This window comes from Bradyrhizobium sp. AC87j1, assembly GCF_002936975.1.
Taxonomy (GTDB): Bacteria; Pseudomonadota; Alphaproteobacteria; order Rhizobiales; family Xanthobacteraceae; genus Bradyrhizobium; species Bradyrhizobium shewense.
Genome location: NZ_PTFE01000066.1, coordinates 30,452 through 47,455 on the forward strand (window position 1 = coordinate 30,452; position 17,004 = coordinate 47,455).

Genomic DNA, 17,004 nt, shown 5'->3' on the forward strand with positions numbered 1-17,004 from the left:
CCGCATCGCGCTCGACGCCTTCGACTGGCAACGGCAAGGGCCGACGCTGGCACGGCTCAATTTCGGGGACCGTCTCGCCTGTACCTGCACCCGATATTTTGGCGAAGCGTTGATGTTCAAGGGCGCCGGTTCCCTAGAACGACATCGAGGCTGCCTGACAAGCTGCTACTATCGGAGCGAGGCTGGGCGTGGCAGAAGTCATGAACGGTGATTCGCCGCGAAGCCACCGAGCCCGACCGCGGGCAAGCCAGCCGAGAGCTGCGACCGCGCGGTCGTTCGGACAGTAGCCTGACCGACGAACGCGTCCGGAAGAGGGGTGCTAAGCGGCCCGCCGTCTCGGCAGTTGAGGCCACTACCGCGATCCGCTTGGCTCAAGGCCGCCAGAACCGCTGATTTGCGAACCGAATTCAATTCTTTCGATCGGGGGATCGACAGTGACGGACGGGTCGGAACCGGTATCGCTATGACGGAATCCAACGTCGTGTTAGCTTCCGTTTCGTCGATCCCCGTTAAGGTTATCAATACCTTGTCCTACAGCTACAAAATCCCCGATCCGCTGCCCTGGGCCCGCCTCGTCGGACCGCTCGCCGCAGCTGAGGATGCCGTGGCGCGCTTCGACGAGCGGCTGGCCAAAAGCCCAATCCGCGATGGCGCAATCAGCCGGACACACTTCACTGATGCGTGCGCCAGTCTGTGGCTGGACGGCGAACTTGTCCACCTCGAAGACCTCGTCCTCCACGACGCCGGCATGGACGTCCGCGTTCCCACCCATGAGCTGACCCGCGCCCATGCCGTGCTGCGCGCCCGTCGTCGCATCGCCGAGGCGAAGCTCGACTGGGCGCTGTCAGCGACCGGACTCGCCAGCTTGCGCGGCCGGGGCGAGCGAGAAGAGGGGACCGGCAATCGGAAGGAAGGTGAGGGGGTTTTTGAGCTCGACGAGGACGCCGAGCGGGACGAGGTGGATCTCGAAGGGCCGCTCGGCGCCATCGAGGCCGATCCCCACCTAGCCTCTGCCTTCGCTGCCGTCGACGCCGCAAACGCTAGGACGGAGCGTAGGCTTGCTGACGAGACTCGATTCCGGCCGGAGAGGGATTCACTCATCTACGATCCAGACTGGGACGAAGAGGGACGCCTCGTTTACTGGCGCGATGTGGTCGACCAGACCCGCGGCTTGCCGCCGACCCTAGCGGGGGCGATTGCCGCCGACGCCTGGGGTGTGATCGAACCGCTCGAGCACACGCCTTGGCTCGGACCCTTGCTCGCCGCGGCATTGTTGAGGGACCGCGGCAAAACGCGCTCGCATCTGCCGTGCATGCATGCTGGGCTGAAAAGCATTCCGCGTGAGCGCCGGCGGCCACGCGACGCCGCAGCGCGTTTGACCGTGCAACTCGAGGCCATGACCGCCGCCGCCGAGTCTGGCCGTAAGGACCACGACCGCTGGCTGATGACAAGAAATCTGCTTGCCCGCAAACTCGCGGGCCGTCGCGCCACTTCAAAACTGCCGGCTCTCCTCGACTACGTGCTGACCAGGCCGATCGTCTCGGCGGGCATGATCGCGGCGGAGCTGGGGATCACTCCCCGTGCTGCCCAAAACCTGGTCGCCGAGCTCGGCTTGCGCGAGGCGACGGGGCGGGGACGCTATCGAGCGTGGGGCATCCTGTAAGGCGTGAAAGTCAGGGCTGTGGATGCGCCGCCTCGCCGAGTAAATAAGACACGAACAAAAACGCCGCCCGCTTGAAATCCAGCGCAGGCGGCGGCCTTTTCCAGCCCCGGGAGGGTGTGACGCAAAACCCCGGTAACGCTCGAGACACCGGACCAAGGCCTTTATTCCACCGGGATGCGCGCTGAGAGGAAGGCCTGAAGATTTGACTTAGTTTGATATTACTTATCGTAGCCCGACTACGATATAACCACTAAATCTAAACTTGCGGTGCTTTAGAATAATCCATATTATCGTAGCATGGCTACGACCCACAGGGATAAGCTAAACAAGCTCTATACCCACCTGACGCCGCGGGCGCCGCTGACCTCCGACGACCTCGCCGCCCTCGGAATCTCGGCCGACCTTGCCGTCCACTATGTCCGTGCCGGCTGGTTGCAACGGCTGGCCCGCGGCGTGTATTGCCGGCCGAACGATCCGCCCGCCTTGCATCCGAGTCTCGTCCTGCTGCAGCGGAGCTTCGAAGGACTGCATGTCGGTGGAAAGTCCGCGCTCGACTGGCACGGCATACGGCACTACCTGTCCCAACGGCCTGTCCTTCACCTCTATGGCTGGAAAGCGGGACGCCTTCCAGAGTGGTTCACCGAGCGCTTCCCGGCCGAGTACCACCGCAAGCGACTCTTCAAGGAAGAGCCCGGCGCGCTACTTCATGTCCGGCCCTTCGAGAACCGCAAGGGCGGCCCGCTCGTCTCGGCGCCGGAACGCGCGTTGCTGGAGGTGCTAAGCGAAGTCGGAGTCCGGCAGCCGTTGCAAGAAGCGCGCGAGCTGGTCGAAAGCACTTACAGCCTGCGTGCCGATCTGCTGCGAGACCTGCTCAAGCGCTGCACCAGCGTCAAGACCGTTCGCCTGTGTTTGCAGCTTGGCCGCGAACTCTCCCAGCCTTGGGCCGGCAAGCTCGATCCGTCTCAGTTGCCCAAGGGCAGCGACAGGGCCTGGGTGTCACGCTCCGGTGATGGGCTCCTGGTGCTGAAGCCATGAACCAGGTCTACCTCGACAGCGCGCGGTTGCTGACACGCGTGGCGCCGCTGGTGCTCATCGATGATACGTTCGCCCTCAAGGGCGGCACGGCGATCAACCTGTTCGTGCGCGACATGCCGCGGCTGTCGGTCGATCTCGATCTGGTGTTTCCCGACCATACACTGTCGCGCGAGCGGGCCCTGCAGCACATCAACGAGGCCATCCGCCAGTCGGCCGCGCGCCTGCAGAAGCAGGGCTTCCAAACCCATGCGCCGGCCGCGACGGATTCCGGCGAGACCAAGCTGTTGGTGCGGCGAGGGGTCATCGAAGTGAAGGTCGAGGTCAATTTCGTCATGCGCGGCACCGTTCACCCGGTGCACATGGCGTCACTGACAGAGGCTGCGCGCGAGACGCTGCAGGCGGATCTCGAAATCCCGGTGGTGTCGTTCGAAGACGTGTATGGCGGCAAACTGGTTGCGGCGATGGACCGGCAGCATCCCCGCGATCTGTTCGACGTCACACAGCTTTTCGCGCACGAGGGAATCACGCCCGGCATCCGCCGCGCTTTCGTCGTCTATCTCGCGAGCCATAACCGGCCGGTACACGAAGTCCTATTTCCGTCGCTGCGCGACATCCGCCAGGAATTCGAGCAAAATTTCGCGGGCATGACCGCCGAGCCCGTTGAACTCGATGCGCTCTTGGCAGCGCGCGAGCGAATGATGCGCGAACTGCAGCAAGGTCTGAGCGCCGATGAGCGCCGCTTCCTGCTATCGCTGGTTGCCGCAGCGCCCGAATGGTCGCTACTGGGCGTGCCGCACTTGGAGCAGCTTCCCGGATTGCGATGGAAGCTGCAAAACCTCGAACGGCTTCGGAAGACCAATGCCCGAAAATTCGCCGAGCAATCGGATGCGCTGGGTCGGCTATTATAGCTGAGCATCAGCTTGAAAAATCACGCCTCGACCCGTCCGACAGGAATGCTTCCGCGCGGGACGCCGTTCCGCACTGCTAATGCCGAGCAGGGATTGATTCCGCCGTTCTATGTACACGATGGGCCGTCGCCACGGGTTGGCTATCGATGAAGCAATATAGGCGGCATGATGAGGCAGCACTTGCCAACTTTACGCGCGCGTTCAAAATCGCTCGTCTTCCGGCCTACGGGTGAAGCCCCGCCTCTCGGCGGGGCCACCTGCGCGGCGTCTCAGTCGCGGTTCGGGCGAGACCAGATGAGCGAGTGGCCTTCCTCGCCTTCCACCTCGACCAGCGTGGCGTAGATGGGAGCCGCGAAGCTCGGGTCGTCCAACTTGACCGAGAGATAGTCGCGGTTCTGATCCTGGGACTTCTTCTTCCAACCGGCGCCGAACTCGATGGTGCCTGCGAAGATCCGGTAGTCCGGGGCCTTCTCCGAGGTCCGCTCGGCCGGGACGATCTTGGCCTTCACGGTGCCGAGGGCGAGGGTCTTGACGGTACCCACGAAGCCGTTGCCGTTCATGGTGAAGTTGCCGATGGTAGCCATGTTCGTATCCTCTTTCGTCTCTCGGGCCGCGACCATCGCGACCTCGATGGCTGTCGTGGACCGGAGGCGATCGAGCCGCACCCGAAGGGCCGCCACGCAGTAGAGGGCGGCCAGGGCGAGGCTTTCTTGTCTCGCGAGGAATGGGCGCGCAGCGACCAGGGGAAGAAAGCCGAGAACGGCCGTTGCGGTCTTTTGATCGAGGCGAGCGCAGCGACGACGGCCTTCGGTTAGACATGCCAAATCGAGGACGCATTGGGCGCACAGGCCGAACGATGAGGATCCGACTGAGCGACAGGCACGCCACACCGCACGACGACGGGCGCGCGTTGATGAAAGAGACTCGCGGGCACCGCGTAAGCCTTCTTCCGGTTCGGCGGACGCAATAAGACTCCCGGACTATCGCATCGTCATGACATCAGCCTCCTGCCGCTTCGGAAAGACGCTCGCCCAGAAACTGACGGGCATCTCGGAAGCCAGAAGAACCCGCTCGGCGCATCTTGCCTACGTCCTCGGGATGGGGGGAAGCACCGCCTCTCCAGTCGCCGGCACACGCATGACGATGCACATAAGAAAGCCCCGCCGTGAGGCGAGGCCTTCGTCACTTTCCAGAAAGGTGAACGATGGAGCGCAATCGGCCGACGCGCGGATCGTTGCGCCTCATGCCGCTTGGTCGATCTCGGCCGCCTTGGGTTGAAGATCGTGCAGATAGGTGACTGCCCGCTGAGCGTGGGCGGCCGCGGAGAAGATGAAGCGCTTCTCGTTGGACAGCACCTCCAACCACGACGCAAGGTAACTCGCGTGATCGCCGCGCGGCTCGAGTTCCGGTACGATACCGAGATCCGCACTGAGGAAACAGGCGCCAAGTTCGGCGACCAACTCTTCGCGGGCGCGCTCGCTTCGATCTTTGGCGTAGCGGCTGAGGTCGCGATTGACGCGGTGCGCCGGCCCAGTCCAATGCACGCATTCGTGCGCGAGCGTGGCAGCGTAGCTCTCCGCGTCACGGAAGCTCTCGAAGGGCGGCATCTGGATGAGATCGAGCGCCGGCGCAAAAAATGCCTTATCGCCGCCATGTTGGATGGTTGCGCCCGTATTGGCGAAGAATCCGTCCACATGAGCAATGCGTCGTTCCGGCGCGATGCTTGGAGTCGGCCGCCCGTAATAGTAATCCGGCAAGTCGTCGATCTGATCGACGCAAAATACCGTATAGGCGCGCAGGAACGGAACGGTCCGTTCGACGTCATCGCCATGCTCATCGGTCTCGGTCTTAGTGAACTTGTTGGCATAGACGACCATTGTTCCACTCTCACCCTTGCGGACGTGACCGCCAAGTTCGAACGACTGCTTGAAGGTCATCCAGATCGGTGATGTGAAGCCACGCGCGACGGCTTCCGACCACAGCAGTACGACGTTGATGCCCTGATAGGGCATGCCGTTGTGGCGCAGCGGCCGCGTGATGCATCCAGCGGCGTTGGCCGCATTCCATGGCTTGACCCACGGACGTACACCGCGCTCCAGGTCCGCGACGATGCGATCGGTGATCCGTGCATAGATGTCGGCGCGGGGTTTCGTTTCCTTACCTGTCATGTTCCTAGTCTCCGTTGTAGGGCGCGCCCATCGCGGCCCTCACGGCGGTCCGCTGCGAAGGCCTGCGGGGTCGCGCATCCGGTGGCGCTGGTGGTCTGAGTGGCGACAGAGACGCCGGACCGGAACGTCAGTGGAGGACGGCAAAGCCGTTGCGCTGCCGCGCGGGCCGGAGCATCGACCGAACGCCGCTACGGGCCGCGAGGGGCAGTCCAACCCGGTTGATTCTCTTTGCTCGTTTGCGCCGTCGCGCCGTGCGACATAAAAAATGCCGGCCCGGAGGGGCCGGCCGACATCGAATCGTGAAAGAGAATGGCGGGGCCGAAGCCCCGCCGGCGGCATCAGTCAAACGCCGATATCTGTGCCTTGGCCGCCTTCCTGCCGACGGTGTCGGTCGTGTGGTCGACAGGCCGCTCGAAAGGCCTCCAGGTCTCGCCGACGACTTTTTCGTAGGCGGCGACGGCGCCCTCGGCGGCCATGCGAAGCGCGTGAGACTGCACGCCCATGTCGGCGGCGAATTCACGCTTGCGCTGTGCCTGGCTATCGAAGCCGACCGGACCATCGAGATCCTCATCGCGGCCGTCGTTGGCGAGCTTGGCGGTCGCATCTCGCGCTTCGGTGACTGCGCGGGTGTAGAACTGGCCGGCGCCGTGCGCGGAGCCGACATAAGCGCCGACGATCCGTTGAAGGTGAATCTGCATTGCGCGTTCACTCAGGCCGTCCTTGAGTGCGTCGGCGGTTTCGATGATGAACCTCTCATGCAGATCGCGGATGCCGTCGCTGTCTTGGATCGCAAGGCCGAAGCTTTCGGAAATGCGCTGCGCCTGCGCGGCGTCGGGACAGGCGAGCCGGACCATTTCGAGAGTGGTGCCTTTGCGAAGCGGGATGACACGCGCGCTGGCGCGAGAGGAACGAGCAGGCTTGGTCATGGTGAATTCCCTTCTCAGGTTTCGCCGTCAGGTTCGATCCGGCACCTGCCGGACCTCCCTTCGGGTGCGGTCGCCCAGCGCCGCCGGGATGAGGGCGACTTCAAGGTCCGGGGACCGCCAGGCGAGCGAGGTCCGGCTGCGGACAAGCAGGGTCCAGCTTGCTGGAGCCCTGCGCCGGACGCGGCCGGGCCTTGCCGAGATCGGCGGTTCCTGGTCGCTTGCGACTTGGCCTTGAAGCGGACCGCCGGGGGCGCAGACCGCAGCAAACCCGAGGGGAGGGCCGACAGGGTGCGGGCCGGGTTGGCGAATGCGGAAAGGTTCAACCCAGCAGACCGCCAGCCTCGCGTCGTGCTCGAGATGTCCGCCTGAGCGAGCCGCAGAACCAGCTTCGGCCCCGCTAGGCCGCGGCGCCATGCCGCTTCCCCGGACGATAGTCGGCCGGACTGCAACGTTCCTCCTTGCGATGTGCGCGCTCCACGTCGTCACGAGCGGGGCGAGACTCCGGCGCGCATCGAGCTCGCAGCGTCTCGATCGCGCCATCCTGCCGGGCTAGCTTGCGCGACAGCGCGTCGATCTCCGGTTGGCGCTCTGCGGTGATCGCCGCAAGGTTCGAACGATAGCGTTCGAGGAACGCACTAGGGTCAGGCGGCTTGCCGCGGCGGTATCCGGACCGCTTGCGGCCGAGCTGCGGGATCAGCGCCGTCATGCGGCGGATGATCTGGCGGTCGATCATGTCGAGCTGGCGCTGCGTCTGGCGCCGTGCCTCTTCCATGCGCGAATGCTGGGCGAGACGTTCGGAGGAAGCCTTCATGGCGACGTCCCTCCCTGCCAACCGATGAAGCTCGATGGTCCGGAATAGACCGGGTGGAGGGTCTCATCGACGACGAAGCCGAAGCGGCCAATCCGGTACTCGTCGGATGGGACGAGGAAACGTCGCTCCTCAGTGCCCGCGCCACGTCTGCCGCCCGGCGTGGCGACGACTTCAACAAAGCCCGGCTGCTGATCCGACGTGATCGCCGACACGACGATCCAGTTGTCGGCGTGCTCCCTCTCGAAGGCGCGCCGATCCTTCTCGCGGGATTCGCCGGGCTGCAGCACGATCCCGAAAATCGCCTCCCACGCATCGGGCCAGCTATCTTTGATGGTGCGCTCGGCGCAGCACTGCTCGTAGCCGGTGAACAGATGCGGGAAGGTGACCGCCACGATCGCCCAGGCCTCGTCTTCCTCGTACCAGCCGCCCGGTGCGCGCAGTGCGGGGTTGACCTTGCCGTTGCGCTCGGCCGAGAGGTGAAAGCCGCCGTGGCCCGCCGTCGAATGGCAGACAACGCCTTCCGCATAGACGGTTGCACCCTGCGACGGACCCCATGGCGTGTTCGCATTGGAGCCGGCGTCACGACGGCCGAGCGCGCGCTTCTCGCGCTGATGCTCGGCGTTCTCTACGACCTTTGTCCGGAAAGCCACCTCGTCCGTGAGCCCGCCGGAATGACCGTAGAAGTCAGAGCGCTTCCATTCGGTCATCGGCCGCTTGAGGCGCCAGCCGGTCGCGAGATAATGACGGGCGTCGCGTCCCGGCAGCATGGCGAAAGCCGTGTCGCCCACGCGAGCGACGAGATAGCCGTCGCCGCTGCGGCCGAACTCGACCTCGGGAAATCCAATGTTCGAGTCCGTCACGGTGGTGAGGGATGAGGGCGTCGTCATACGGCCGTCCTCCTCTCCATGACGTCGACATCGGCGGTCACCTCGTCGAGAACCGCATCCGGATAGCCGTGGCTCTGCAGCCAGGTTTCGGCGTCGGCGCGGCCGCTGGCGAGATAGATGAGTTCGGCGTCCTCGCCAGGTCGGCTAAGCACGCGGACCGCACCGACCCTCGGGCGTTCGATCACGACGAACCTCAGGTCGCCGTCGACCGAGAAGGTCCGGTGGACGCGAAGCAGAACAACACCGCCGCCGCCATAGTCGCCGGCGTGCAGTGTGATGGTGGCGCCGATGACGGTGTTGCCGACGCGGCGTCCTGCCTCCTTGCGGATCAGCCGGCCGCTGCTGTTGCGGTGTTGCCAAGCCGCGAGCTTCTTGCGGTGCCGCTCCGGTGGCCGCGGCGTGCCGTCGGAAAACCGGATGATCGCACCGAGCGGGGCGAGGTCATAGATCAACTGCGCGGACATGGACGTCCTCCTGTTTTATGGCTATTTGAAACGAAGCCGCCGCCGGCTGGGCCGACGGCGGGGAGTCATTCGGATTGTCGATGGCGGGGGCTATTCAGCCGCCTCACGGAACGCCTCGTCACCTAAGGCTTCGCCGCTGTCCTCGTCGCCAGCGTCCGGGTCCTCGACCTGCTCGTCGTCAGCGGAGGTGACGGCGTTCTTCGCCAGCCAGGCCAGCAGGTTGACCTTGTCCGGAGCGAACAGCGCTGCCGGATGGACGAAGCGGCCTTCCTTGAAGTGCTCGACCAAAGCGGCGCGGGTGTCCTTCACCTTCTGGCGCGGGAGAACCGAGGCGTCCTTGCACGAGCCTTCGAGCGCGGCGCGCGACAGGCACGACAGGAAGTCGTCGGTGCCCATGTTCGGCAGAAAGTTGTCCGCGCCGACCACCTCGCCGGCGACGCGCGCAACGATACCGCTGTCGGTGCGGTTTTCCCGGCACGAGAGAACCTCGACGAGGATCGAGCGCGCCGCAATGCGCAGCGTGTCCATGTCGAGGACGAGCTTGCCATCCTGATCAAACAGCGTTGCGGCATGGCGCGCAAAACGCCGGTTGCCGTAATAGGTGCCGCCGCTACCGGAATCGACCGAGACGTTCTGGCCGGCGAAGGCGAGGATCAACAGCGCCATCAGCACGTCGTCCTCGACGGGCGCGCGTGCCAGCGCCTCATGGAGAGCGTCCGTTCGGAAGTCGCCGATGATCTCGACGCCCTTGCGCGTCACGTCGGGACGCGGCTTCGAGACCGCTGTGCTCTCATCAGCAGCGTCAGCACCGGCCGCCGCGCCGTTGTCCTTCGACTTCTTCGCCGCGGGCATACGATAATGCACGCTCTGCACCCGGCCGTCACGGTCGAGATACATCGCCGTGCAATCCGACTTCGACGGCTTGCCGTAGACGCGTTCCGCCTTCGGCGGCAGCTTGACCTCGCCCCAGTTCGTCGTCTCGGCAATGATGCCCTTCTTCGGCAGGTTGTTCGCCATACACTCCTGCTGCGCGCCGAGGAACGCCTCGACATCCGTGGTGTAGCGGCTGTCCTCGTCCGCTGGCGCGAACAGGTCCTCGACCCACTGGATGCCGTAGGCCTGGGCGAGGTCGTCACCGAAGCTGGCGTGGCGAGCGTGCATGCGGGCCTTGGTCAGGGCCTGTGCCACGCTCCCCCACGACACCTGCGGATCCGCCTTGGAGGGCTTGTGCTTCTTCCAGACCTCCTTCTGCTCGTCGAGCGACGCCGAGGCGATGGTACGAAGCTGACGTTCGTCTGGCATGTCGCCCTTGGCCATGTGATCGAGCATGATCGGCAGCACGTTGGCGAGCAGGCGGAGCTTCCTGATCTGCCGGACGGGCAGGGTCAATGCGACGCCGATTGCCTCTTCGGTCCAGCCGAGCGCGACGAGGCGTTCGATCGCACGCCATTGGTCGACGGGATTGAGCGCTTCGCGCGCGATGTTCTCGATCATCGAGCGCATGGCACCGTTGTCGTTCGCGGCCTCGTCGACGAGGACGTCGATCTCCTCGAGGCCGGCGGCGATCGCCTGCCTTACGCGGCGATGACCCGCATTGATGACATAGCCGTTGCCGCCACCGGTCTCGGGCGTGATGACGGGTGGCTGGACGATGCCGACGGCCTTGATTGTCGCGAGCAGCAGGGCGTCGGCCTGCGGCCGTCGACTTCGTCTGGCGCATGCGGTCGGGATTTTCGTTCAGCGCACGCGGATCAATCTTGATGAGTTGCATGGGGCTTCTCCTGTTTAGGTTCGCGGACCCCGCCTTGCGGGTCCTTCCTCGTCTTCTTCCCGAAGACACCCACAGGCCCCGCGGAGCGGTCGGGCAGGCACAACTGCGGCCGAGCATCCCTGCCAGGCCGGACAAGCAGGGCTAACAGCCCTGCGAAGGACGACGGGCTGGGATCGCGCAGGCGGCGGTTGAGCGTCAGCGTTGCCGGCCTGGCCGATCTGCGAGCGGGTTTTCCCTTCCTCCCTCATCACGCTGCGATAGCGCTCTCGCCCCCGCTCTCCACATCCGTCGCAAGGGCTTTCTCGACCTCCGCCAACTGCCGGCGCTTCTCAGCAAGCTCGCCGGTGAAGGCAAAATCGCCGACCTCGCGCGCCTGGTACGAGGCGAGGCGGCGGTATGCGTCGGCAAGACGCTGGCGATAGCGCGCCCGTTCGCCCTCGAAATCGTCAAATGCATGCTCAAGGTGGGAAATCGCGCCCAACGGAGTCGCTGTGACGGGCAACTCGATCTCATGCTCTTCCCCGGTGCGGATCAGCATTGTGCCGTAGCGATAGCCGTCGCGGCCGTAACGCTCGCCGGAGTACGCGAGGTCGAACCCGCCGATCGTGGCGATGATGGTCTCGCCCTCCTGCTGGAGCTGGACGAGGGTCAGGATTTCCTTCATCAGCGCGCGGCCGGCCTCCTTGCGCTCGACATAGCGCTTGCCGGCAACGGTCGCGGCGAAGGCGTCGCCGCCGGTCGGAACAAGGCGCTTGATATCCTTGCCGACCTCCGCGATCCGCCGCGTGCAGAACTCGACGTCGCATTCCGCGTCCCGCATCTGCCGACGGACGGCGTGCTGGTCGTCGATATGCGCCGCGCGCAGACGTTCGAGCCGAGCGAGGTCGGCTTCGAGCCCGGCCTTGAGCATCAGCCGGTGGTCACCGCTCGAGATCGCCTTGGCCATCGCGAACTGGTTGGCCTGGCCTTCGCTGAGGTCCTCGAGCCGACGGATCGAGGTGTCGCCGGAGAGCGCCGCGGCGATGAAGCGAGCCTTGCGCTCGTTGTTCTGCCACATGCTCGCGTCGAGCGAGCCCTCGGTCGCATAGGCGAAAATGTCGATGACGGTATGCTGGTTGCCCTGGCGCTCGATCCGGCCCTCGCGCTGCGCGATCTGGGACGGCAGCCACGGCACGTCGAGGTGATGGAGGGCCTTTAGGCGAAGCTGCGCATTGACGCCCGTTCCCATTGTATCAGACGAGCCAATCAGGAAGCGGATCTTGCCGGCGCGTACGTCACCGAACAAACGCTGCTTGGCCTCGGACTTCCTAACTTCCTGCATGAAGGCGATCTCGGATCCGGGAACGCCCATGCGGACGAGCTCATCTCTGATCCAGCGATAGGCCGAGAAGCCGCGCGTCTTCTCGACGCTGATCGTTCCGAGGTCGGAGAAGATCATCTGTGCGGCGCCCGGCAGCTCGTACGGCTTGCCGTCGGCGCGCACGTAGGTGTTTTCTGACGTCTCCTTCCAGACGCGGAAGGCGTTGCCGACGAGAAGATTCAGCTTGTTGTTCGGCTCGTTATGGCTGTCCGGATCGACCAGACGCAGGTCAATCGCCGCATGCCGCCCGTCGGTGATGACCGAGAGCAAAATGTCGTCACCCGGCTCCGGCGGCCGGTCGCGTGTCTCGATCACCTTGATCCGCGCGTCGAGCAGGGCCTGGTAGCGCTTGAATGCCGGCGTCGGCTTCGCCGTCAGGATCTGGCGCTTGCCCGTCGAGATCGCCGGGACCTTCACGTACTGCCGCAGGTCTTCCGGCATCACCACGTCAGCGAAGGACCGGAACATCGCGATTAGCTCGGGAACATTCACGAAGGTGGCGAAGCGTGTGACCGGTTTGTACCTGCCGGACGGCTGGAGCTCGAGCTCCGTCGAGACATCGCCGAAAGTCGAGGCCCAAGCGTCGAACTCGTGGAGCTTGCGATCCAGCAGTGCGCCGTATCCGAGATAGCGCTGCACCGAGAACATCTCACCGAGCGTGTTGGTAATCGGGGTCCCGGAGGCGAGCACCAGCGCCCGCCCAGAGTTCTTGGTCTCGATGAAGCGCGATTTCACATAGAGGTCCCAGGCGCGTTGCGAGCCGTTGGGGTCGACGCCCTTCAACGTCGACATATTGGTAGCGAAGGAGAGCTTGCGAAACTCCTGCGCCTCATCGACGATGATCTGGTCGACGCCGATCTCCGAGATGGTCAGGAGATCGTCCTTGCGCGTGGCCAGCGCTTCGAGCCGTTCCTTCAATCCCTCCTTTAGCCGCTCGAGCCGCTTGCGCGAGACGCGGTCGTCGCTTTCGACCTTGGTCAAGAGCTGCTCGTAGAGTTCGAGCTCATCCTGGATCATCTGCTGCTCGAACGCGGACGAAACGCCGATGAACCGGAAGGCCGAATGGGTGATGATGATCGCATCCCATGTCGCTGTAGCGGCGCGCGACAGGAAGCGATGCCGCTTGTCTTTGGTGAAGTTGGTCTCATCGGCGACGAGGATGTGGGCGCCGGGATAGAGCGCCAGGAACTCGCGCGCCGCCTGTGCCAGGCAATGGCCGGGCACGACAAGCATCGCCTTGGCAATCAGCCCGAGGCGGCGCTGCTCCATGATCGCGGCCGCCATCGTCATCGTCTTACCGGCGCCGACGGCGTGAGCGAGATAGGTCGCGCCCGAGGCGATGATGCGCCAGATGCCGCGCTTCTGGTGTTCGTAGAGAACGAAGGCGCCCGAGGCGCCCGGCAATTTCAGATGCGAACCGTCGAAAGCGCGCGGCACGATGTTGTTGAAGCGGTCATTGTAGACCCGCGCCAGTCGGTCGGTCCGGTCCGGATCGGACCAGATCCAATTCTGGAAGGCGGACTTGATCCTCGAGAGCTTCTCCTTCGCCGCCTCGGTGTCGATGACATTCAGGATCCGACGCTCGCTGTCGCCATCCTTGATAGTGTCGAAGATCTGCGGGACGGAGGAGTTGAGCGCATCAGAGAGAAGCTGGCCGGCGTGGCGCCGCTCCGTGCCCCATTCCGACGTGCCGGCGGCCATCCAGCCGAGCTGCCGGGCCTCCACGGTCCACGACGCCAGTTCCGGCATGTGGTGGATCCTGATCTCCGCACCCATCGTCTCCTTGACGAAGGCGACGATGTCGGCGGCGGGAATCCACGGCGCGCCAAGGCGCGCGGTGATGTCCGAGGGCCGGAGGTCGGCAGGCTGCACCTCCCGCAGCGCGGTCACGTTGCGCGCATAGGCGGGGTCGAGCGCAGCCGCCGCTTCCGCAATCTTCAGCTTGTCGCGCACAGCACCCGACAGATACGCGTCCGCCGTCTGCCACGAGCCGCCGCTGGGATCACGGAAGATGGCGCTGCCGAGCTCGGCGATGACGCCGTTCGCGTCGCGGTGCACGAGCTCCGCGATGTGGTCGGGGTCGACATGGCCTCGCTCGTTGAGAACGACGGCGAGAGCGTCGGCGGCGCTGGTGATGACGGGCGGCGCCGGCGGAGCAAGCACCCGCTCGGTGAAGATCGGACCCGGCTTCGCCGTATCCGACTCGAGGTCGTAGTCTTCGATCGAGGCCACCAGCCAACAGTCCGGATCGTCCAGGAATGGCTGGAGGTTCGGCCTGCGGTGCGTTTCGCGGACCTCTCCGGTCTCGACGTCCTCGGCCGTCGACACAACCGTCGTGTTGATAGGCCCGAAAGCGCGGACGAAATTCGACCAGGCGATGCGCAGCCTGACCTGCGCATCCTTCCACGGCCGGTCGAGCTCCTGGCACTTCAGCACCTCTCTCACGGCGTCGCGGATCGGGATCAGCTTCTGGACGATTCGGACATGCTTTTCCGGAATGCCATCCGCGCTGCGGCCCTTGCGCACCGAGACAGCAACCGGCTTCCCGTCGAGGATCTGCATCAACCCATGCCGGTGATCGAGCAGATAGCTGCCCTCGCGCGACGTGAGGCTCACCGAGCTCTCCGACTTCGCCGGGCTGGCCTCGCACTCATCGTCAGAGTCGATCGCCTCCGGTTCGCCGTTATAGATTGCGACAGGAAGGCGGGTGATCGCATCGTCCAGCGCGGTCGCGAGGTCCTCGTCACTCGGCACACAGGTGTAGATCTCGCCAAACGGGCCGGAGGTCAGCGCGTGCGCGCCGAGCACAAGGTGGCGATGGCATGCGAACCAGCGGTTGACGCGAATGGCGCCCTCGTCCTCGGTCGCCGGGCGCACCTCCTCGAGCTCGAGCCACGAGAGGTCGCCTTCGGGCTCCCCGTGCTTGCGCCGCCGGAAGAACAGGATGTCGACCACGACGTCGGTGCCCGCATCGGCGCGGAAGCTACCCTCCGGCAGACGGATGGCACTGAGGAGATCGGCGTGCTTCGCGATCAGCGCGCGCGCCGAGCCATCCGCCTTGTCCATCGTGCCGTGCGACGTAACGAAGGCGGCGAGACCGCCCGGCTTCAGCAGCTTGATCGCCTTGACGATGAAATAGTCGTGGAGCCGCAGACCGAGCGAGCGCAGCTTGCGGTCCGAGCGGACGGTGCGATCGGAGAAGGGCGGGTTGCCGATCACCAGGTCGAACCGCGCCGGCAGCTCGGACCGCGCGAAATCGCCGGTGACGATCCGCGCCCGGGGCTGCAACAGCCGCGCGATGCGCGCCGTGACGGGATCGAGCTCGACGCCGGTGACCTGGGAGACCTCGCGCAGAACCGGCGGCATCAGCGCCGGAAACATCCCGGTGCCGATGCCGGGCTCGAGCACGCGGCCGCCGCGCCAGCCGAGGCGTAGCAAACCCGCCCACATCGCCTGGACAATGAACTCCGGCGTGAAATGGGCATACTGCGTACAGCGTGCCAGCGAAGCGTAGTCAGCCTCATCGACCGCATCCTGCAGATCGGCCCCGATCTCGTCCCAGCCCTTCGCGAATTCGGTTGCGCCGGGCCTTCGGAAAACGCCATTGGCGAGCTCTGAGGCGCCGAAGCCGGTAAAGCGGATCAGTTGCTGCTGCTCCTCGACCGTCGCGGGCCGTTGCGCGGCCTCGATCTGTGCTGCGAGCCGAACTGCGGCGATGCTGTCGCGGGCGCGCTGCTTCCAGCCCTTTGCGAGTCCGCGCTCGCCGGAAAGATACAAATTGTCGCCGCGCTTGCGGGGACCGTCATCGGAGCGCCGCGCCGCTTCAATGGCCGGGCCTACCGGGGCCAGCGTCGACGGCGGTGGATCATGCTCATGGTCGTCGTCGCCGCCAAAATCGGCAGCGAAAGCCGTGACGCCAATACCGAGGCTGGATGAAAGGGCGGTCTTGCCGAAGAGGTCGAGGGTGAAAGGATCGTCATGCGCCATAGGAAATGTCCTCCAGTTGGGCGCGCGCCGCCGTCCGCCGACGCGGGCTGCGACGGACGGCACGGGGATGCGGGAATTGATGAGGGGCCGGTGGCGGGCCGGGTTCTGAAATGCGACGCCCGGCGCGAGGCCGGGCTGCTGCGAGGCGAGGAGGGGAGGTCGGGCTAGGCCGCGACCGTTTCCGGCAGATGGCGGAACTGCACCGGCAGCTTGGCCGCGACCTCTGCCTCGGTGAGGTCGTCGAGCAGCTTCAGGACCGTGCCGCTCTGGCCGGCATAGACGAGTACGGTGCGGCGGCCGCGCATCACATGCGGCCAGCGCTCGCCGGCATAGCCGCGATAATCGTCATGCGTGCTCGACCAGATGTGCTCGAGCCGTTCGTCGCGAGTCATCGCGCGCACGGGCCGTGACTCGCGCTCGATGATCGCCGCCTTCATCCGCTCTGGCGAGAGCCGGTCGGAAAGATCGCAATAGCCATGGAACCAACGTCGCCTTCCGTCGATGGCAAGCGAGAAGAAGACGCTTGTGATGTTTCCCGTCATGAATTCATGCATTGCGAACATATCGCCGCGCATCCAAAGCGGCGGTAGGATGTCGAGCATGTAATCATGCTTGGACTCCGCGATCTCGAACCACTCGCCAGCGAAGAGCTGCTGAGCGTCTCCCTCGGCCATGATGGGGTTGCCGCGATGGCGATTGAACATGCGGTGCATCTCGTGGCGCGTCGCGACGCCCTCGAAGACTTTGCGGACGGAAGGTGAGGTGTGCATCGGCGGCTCCTGTTGGCCTGGCCGGACTAACAGCGCGAGCGATCCGCCTGATCTCTTCGTCACTTCAGTCCTTCATCACACCCCCTCGCCGGCCGCCTCCCCGGTCCGGCGGGTCAAGGGCCGCGGAACGCGGGCGAAGCTTCACCCTTGACGCGACGACCGGGCATGCGGCAGCGCTTCATTCCCACTTCATTTTCCTCTCCCTCATTGTTCGATCTCCTTTTCCTTTGCTCAACACCGAGGCGTGAGAGACC

At 65.0% G+C, this 17,004-nt stretch carries 11 protein-coding genes and 1 pseudogene; 3 read left to right on the forward strand and 9 right to left on the reverse strand.

Translation table 11 applies throughout. The annotated features are described in order from the left end of the window. Positions 1–463 precede the first annotated feature (463 nt). The 3 genes from CV770_RS27965 (at position 464) to CV770_RS27975 (ending at position 3,606) form a co-directional block, all read left to right on the forward strand. Positions 464–1,663, forward strand: a complete 1,200-nt coding sequence (locus CV770_RS27965) for an RHE_PE00001 family protein (RefSeq protein ID WP_201760076.1) — start codon at positions 464–466, stop codon at positions 1,661–1,663. Positions 1,664–1,960: 297 nt separating this feature from the next. Next, positions 1,961–2,698 (forward strand): type IV toxin-antitoxin system AbiEi family antitoxin domain-containing protein, encoded by a 738-nt coding sequence (locus CV770_RS27970; RefSeq protein ID WP_104464665.1) that lies wholly within the window; start codon positions 1,961–1,963, stop codon positions 2,696–2,698. Beyond that, entirely contained in the window at positions 2,695–3,606 is a 912-nt protein-coding gene (locus CV770_RS27975) for a nucleotidyl transferase AbiEii/AbiGii toxin family protein (RefSeq protein ID WP_104464666.1), read from the forward strand. The genes CV770_RS27970 and CV770_RS27975 overlap by 4 nt, the downstream gene beginning before the upstream one ends. A gap of 269 nt (positions 3,607–3,875) precedes the next feature. On the opposite strand, the gene CV770_RS27980 is transcribed toward CV770_RS27975, so the two are convergent. The 9 genes and pseudogenes from CV770_RS27980 to CV770_RS28020 form a co-directional block, all read right to left on the reverse strand. After that, positions 3,876–4,226: a DUF736 domain-containing protein gene (locus CV770_RS27980; RefSeq protein WP_104464667.1), complete on the reverse strand. Its 351-nt coding sequence runs from the start codon at positions 4,224–4,226 to the stop codon at positions 3,876–3,878. A 621-nt stretch (positions 4,227–4,847) separates the two neighbouring features. Continuing rightward, positions 4,848–5,774 carry an ArdC family protein gene (locus tag CV770_RS27985; protein ID WP_104464668.1) on the reverse strand — a complete coding sequence of 309 codons (927 nt, stop codon included), beginning with the start codon at positions 5,772–5,774 and terminating at the stop codon, positions 4,848–4,850. Between the two features lie 338 nt (positions 5,775–6,112). Next, positions 6,113–6,700, reverse strand: coding sequence for a hypothetical protein (locus CV770_RS27990; protein ID WP_104464669.1), 588 nt, complete (start codon positions 6,698–6,700; stop codon positions 6,113–6,115). A gap of 397 nt (positions 6,701–7,097) precedes the next feature. After that, positions 7,098–7,511 carry a hypothetical protein gene (locus CV770_RS27995; RefSeq protein ID WP_104464670.1) on the reverse strand — a complete coding sequence of 138 codons (414 nt, stop codon included), beginning with the start codon at positions 7,509–7,511 and terminating at the stop codon, positions 7,098–7,100. Beyond that, complete coding sequence (locus CV770_RS28000) at positions 7,508–8,398, reverse strand: DUF7007 domain-containing protein (protein ID WP_104464671.1); 891 nt, start codon at positions 8,396–8,398, stop codon at positions 7,508–7,510. Before CV770_RS28000 ends, CV770_RS27995 begins: the two co-directional genes overlap by 4 nt. Further along, positions 8,395–8,862 (reverse strand): UCP036055 family protein, encoded by a 468-nt coding sequence (locus CV770_RS28005; RefSeq protein WP_104464672.1) that lies wholly within the window; start codon positions 8,860–8,862, stop codon positions 8,395–8,397. The genes CV770_RS28000 and CV770_RS28005 overlap by 4 nt, the downstream gene beginning before the upstream one ends. Before the next feature lie 90 nt (positions 8,863–8,952). Next, positions 8,953–10,633 (reverse strand): annotated as a pseudogene (locus tag CV770_RS28010) (ParB/RepB/Spo0J family partition protein). A 247-nt stretch (positions 10,634–10,880) separates the two neighbouring features. Further along, complete coding sequence (locus CV770_RS28015) at positions 10,881–15,980, reverse strand: helicase-like domain-containing protein (protein WP_104464673.1); 5,100 nt, start codon at positions 15,978–15,980, stop codon at positions 10,881–10,883. A 164-nt stretch (positions 15,981–16,144) separates the two neighbouring features. Then, positions 16,145–16,750, reverse strand: a complete 606-nt coding sequence (locus CV770_RS28020; protein ID WP_104464674.1) for a DUF1419 domain-containing protein — start codon at positions 16,748–16,750, stop codon at positions 16,145–16,147. Positions 16,751–17,004 lie beyond the last annotated feature (254 nt).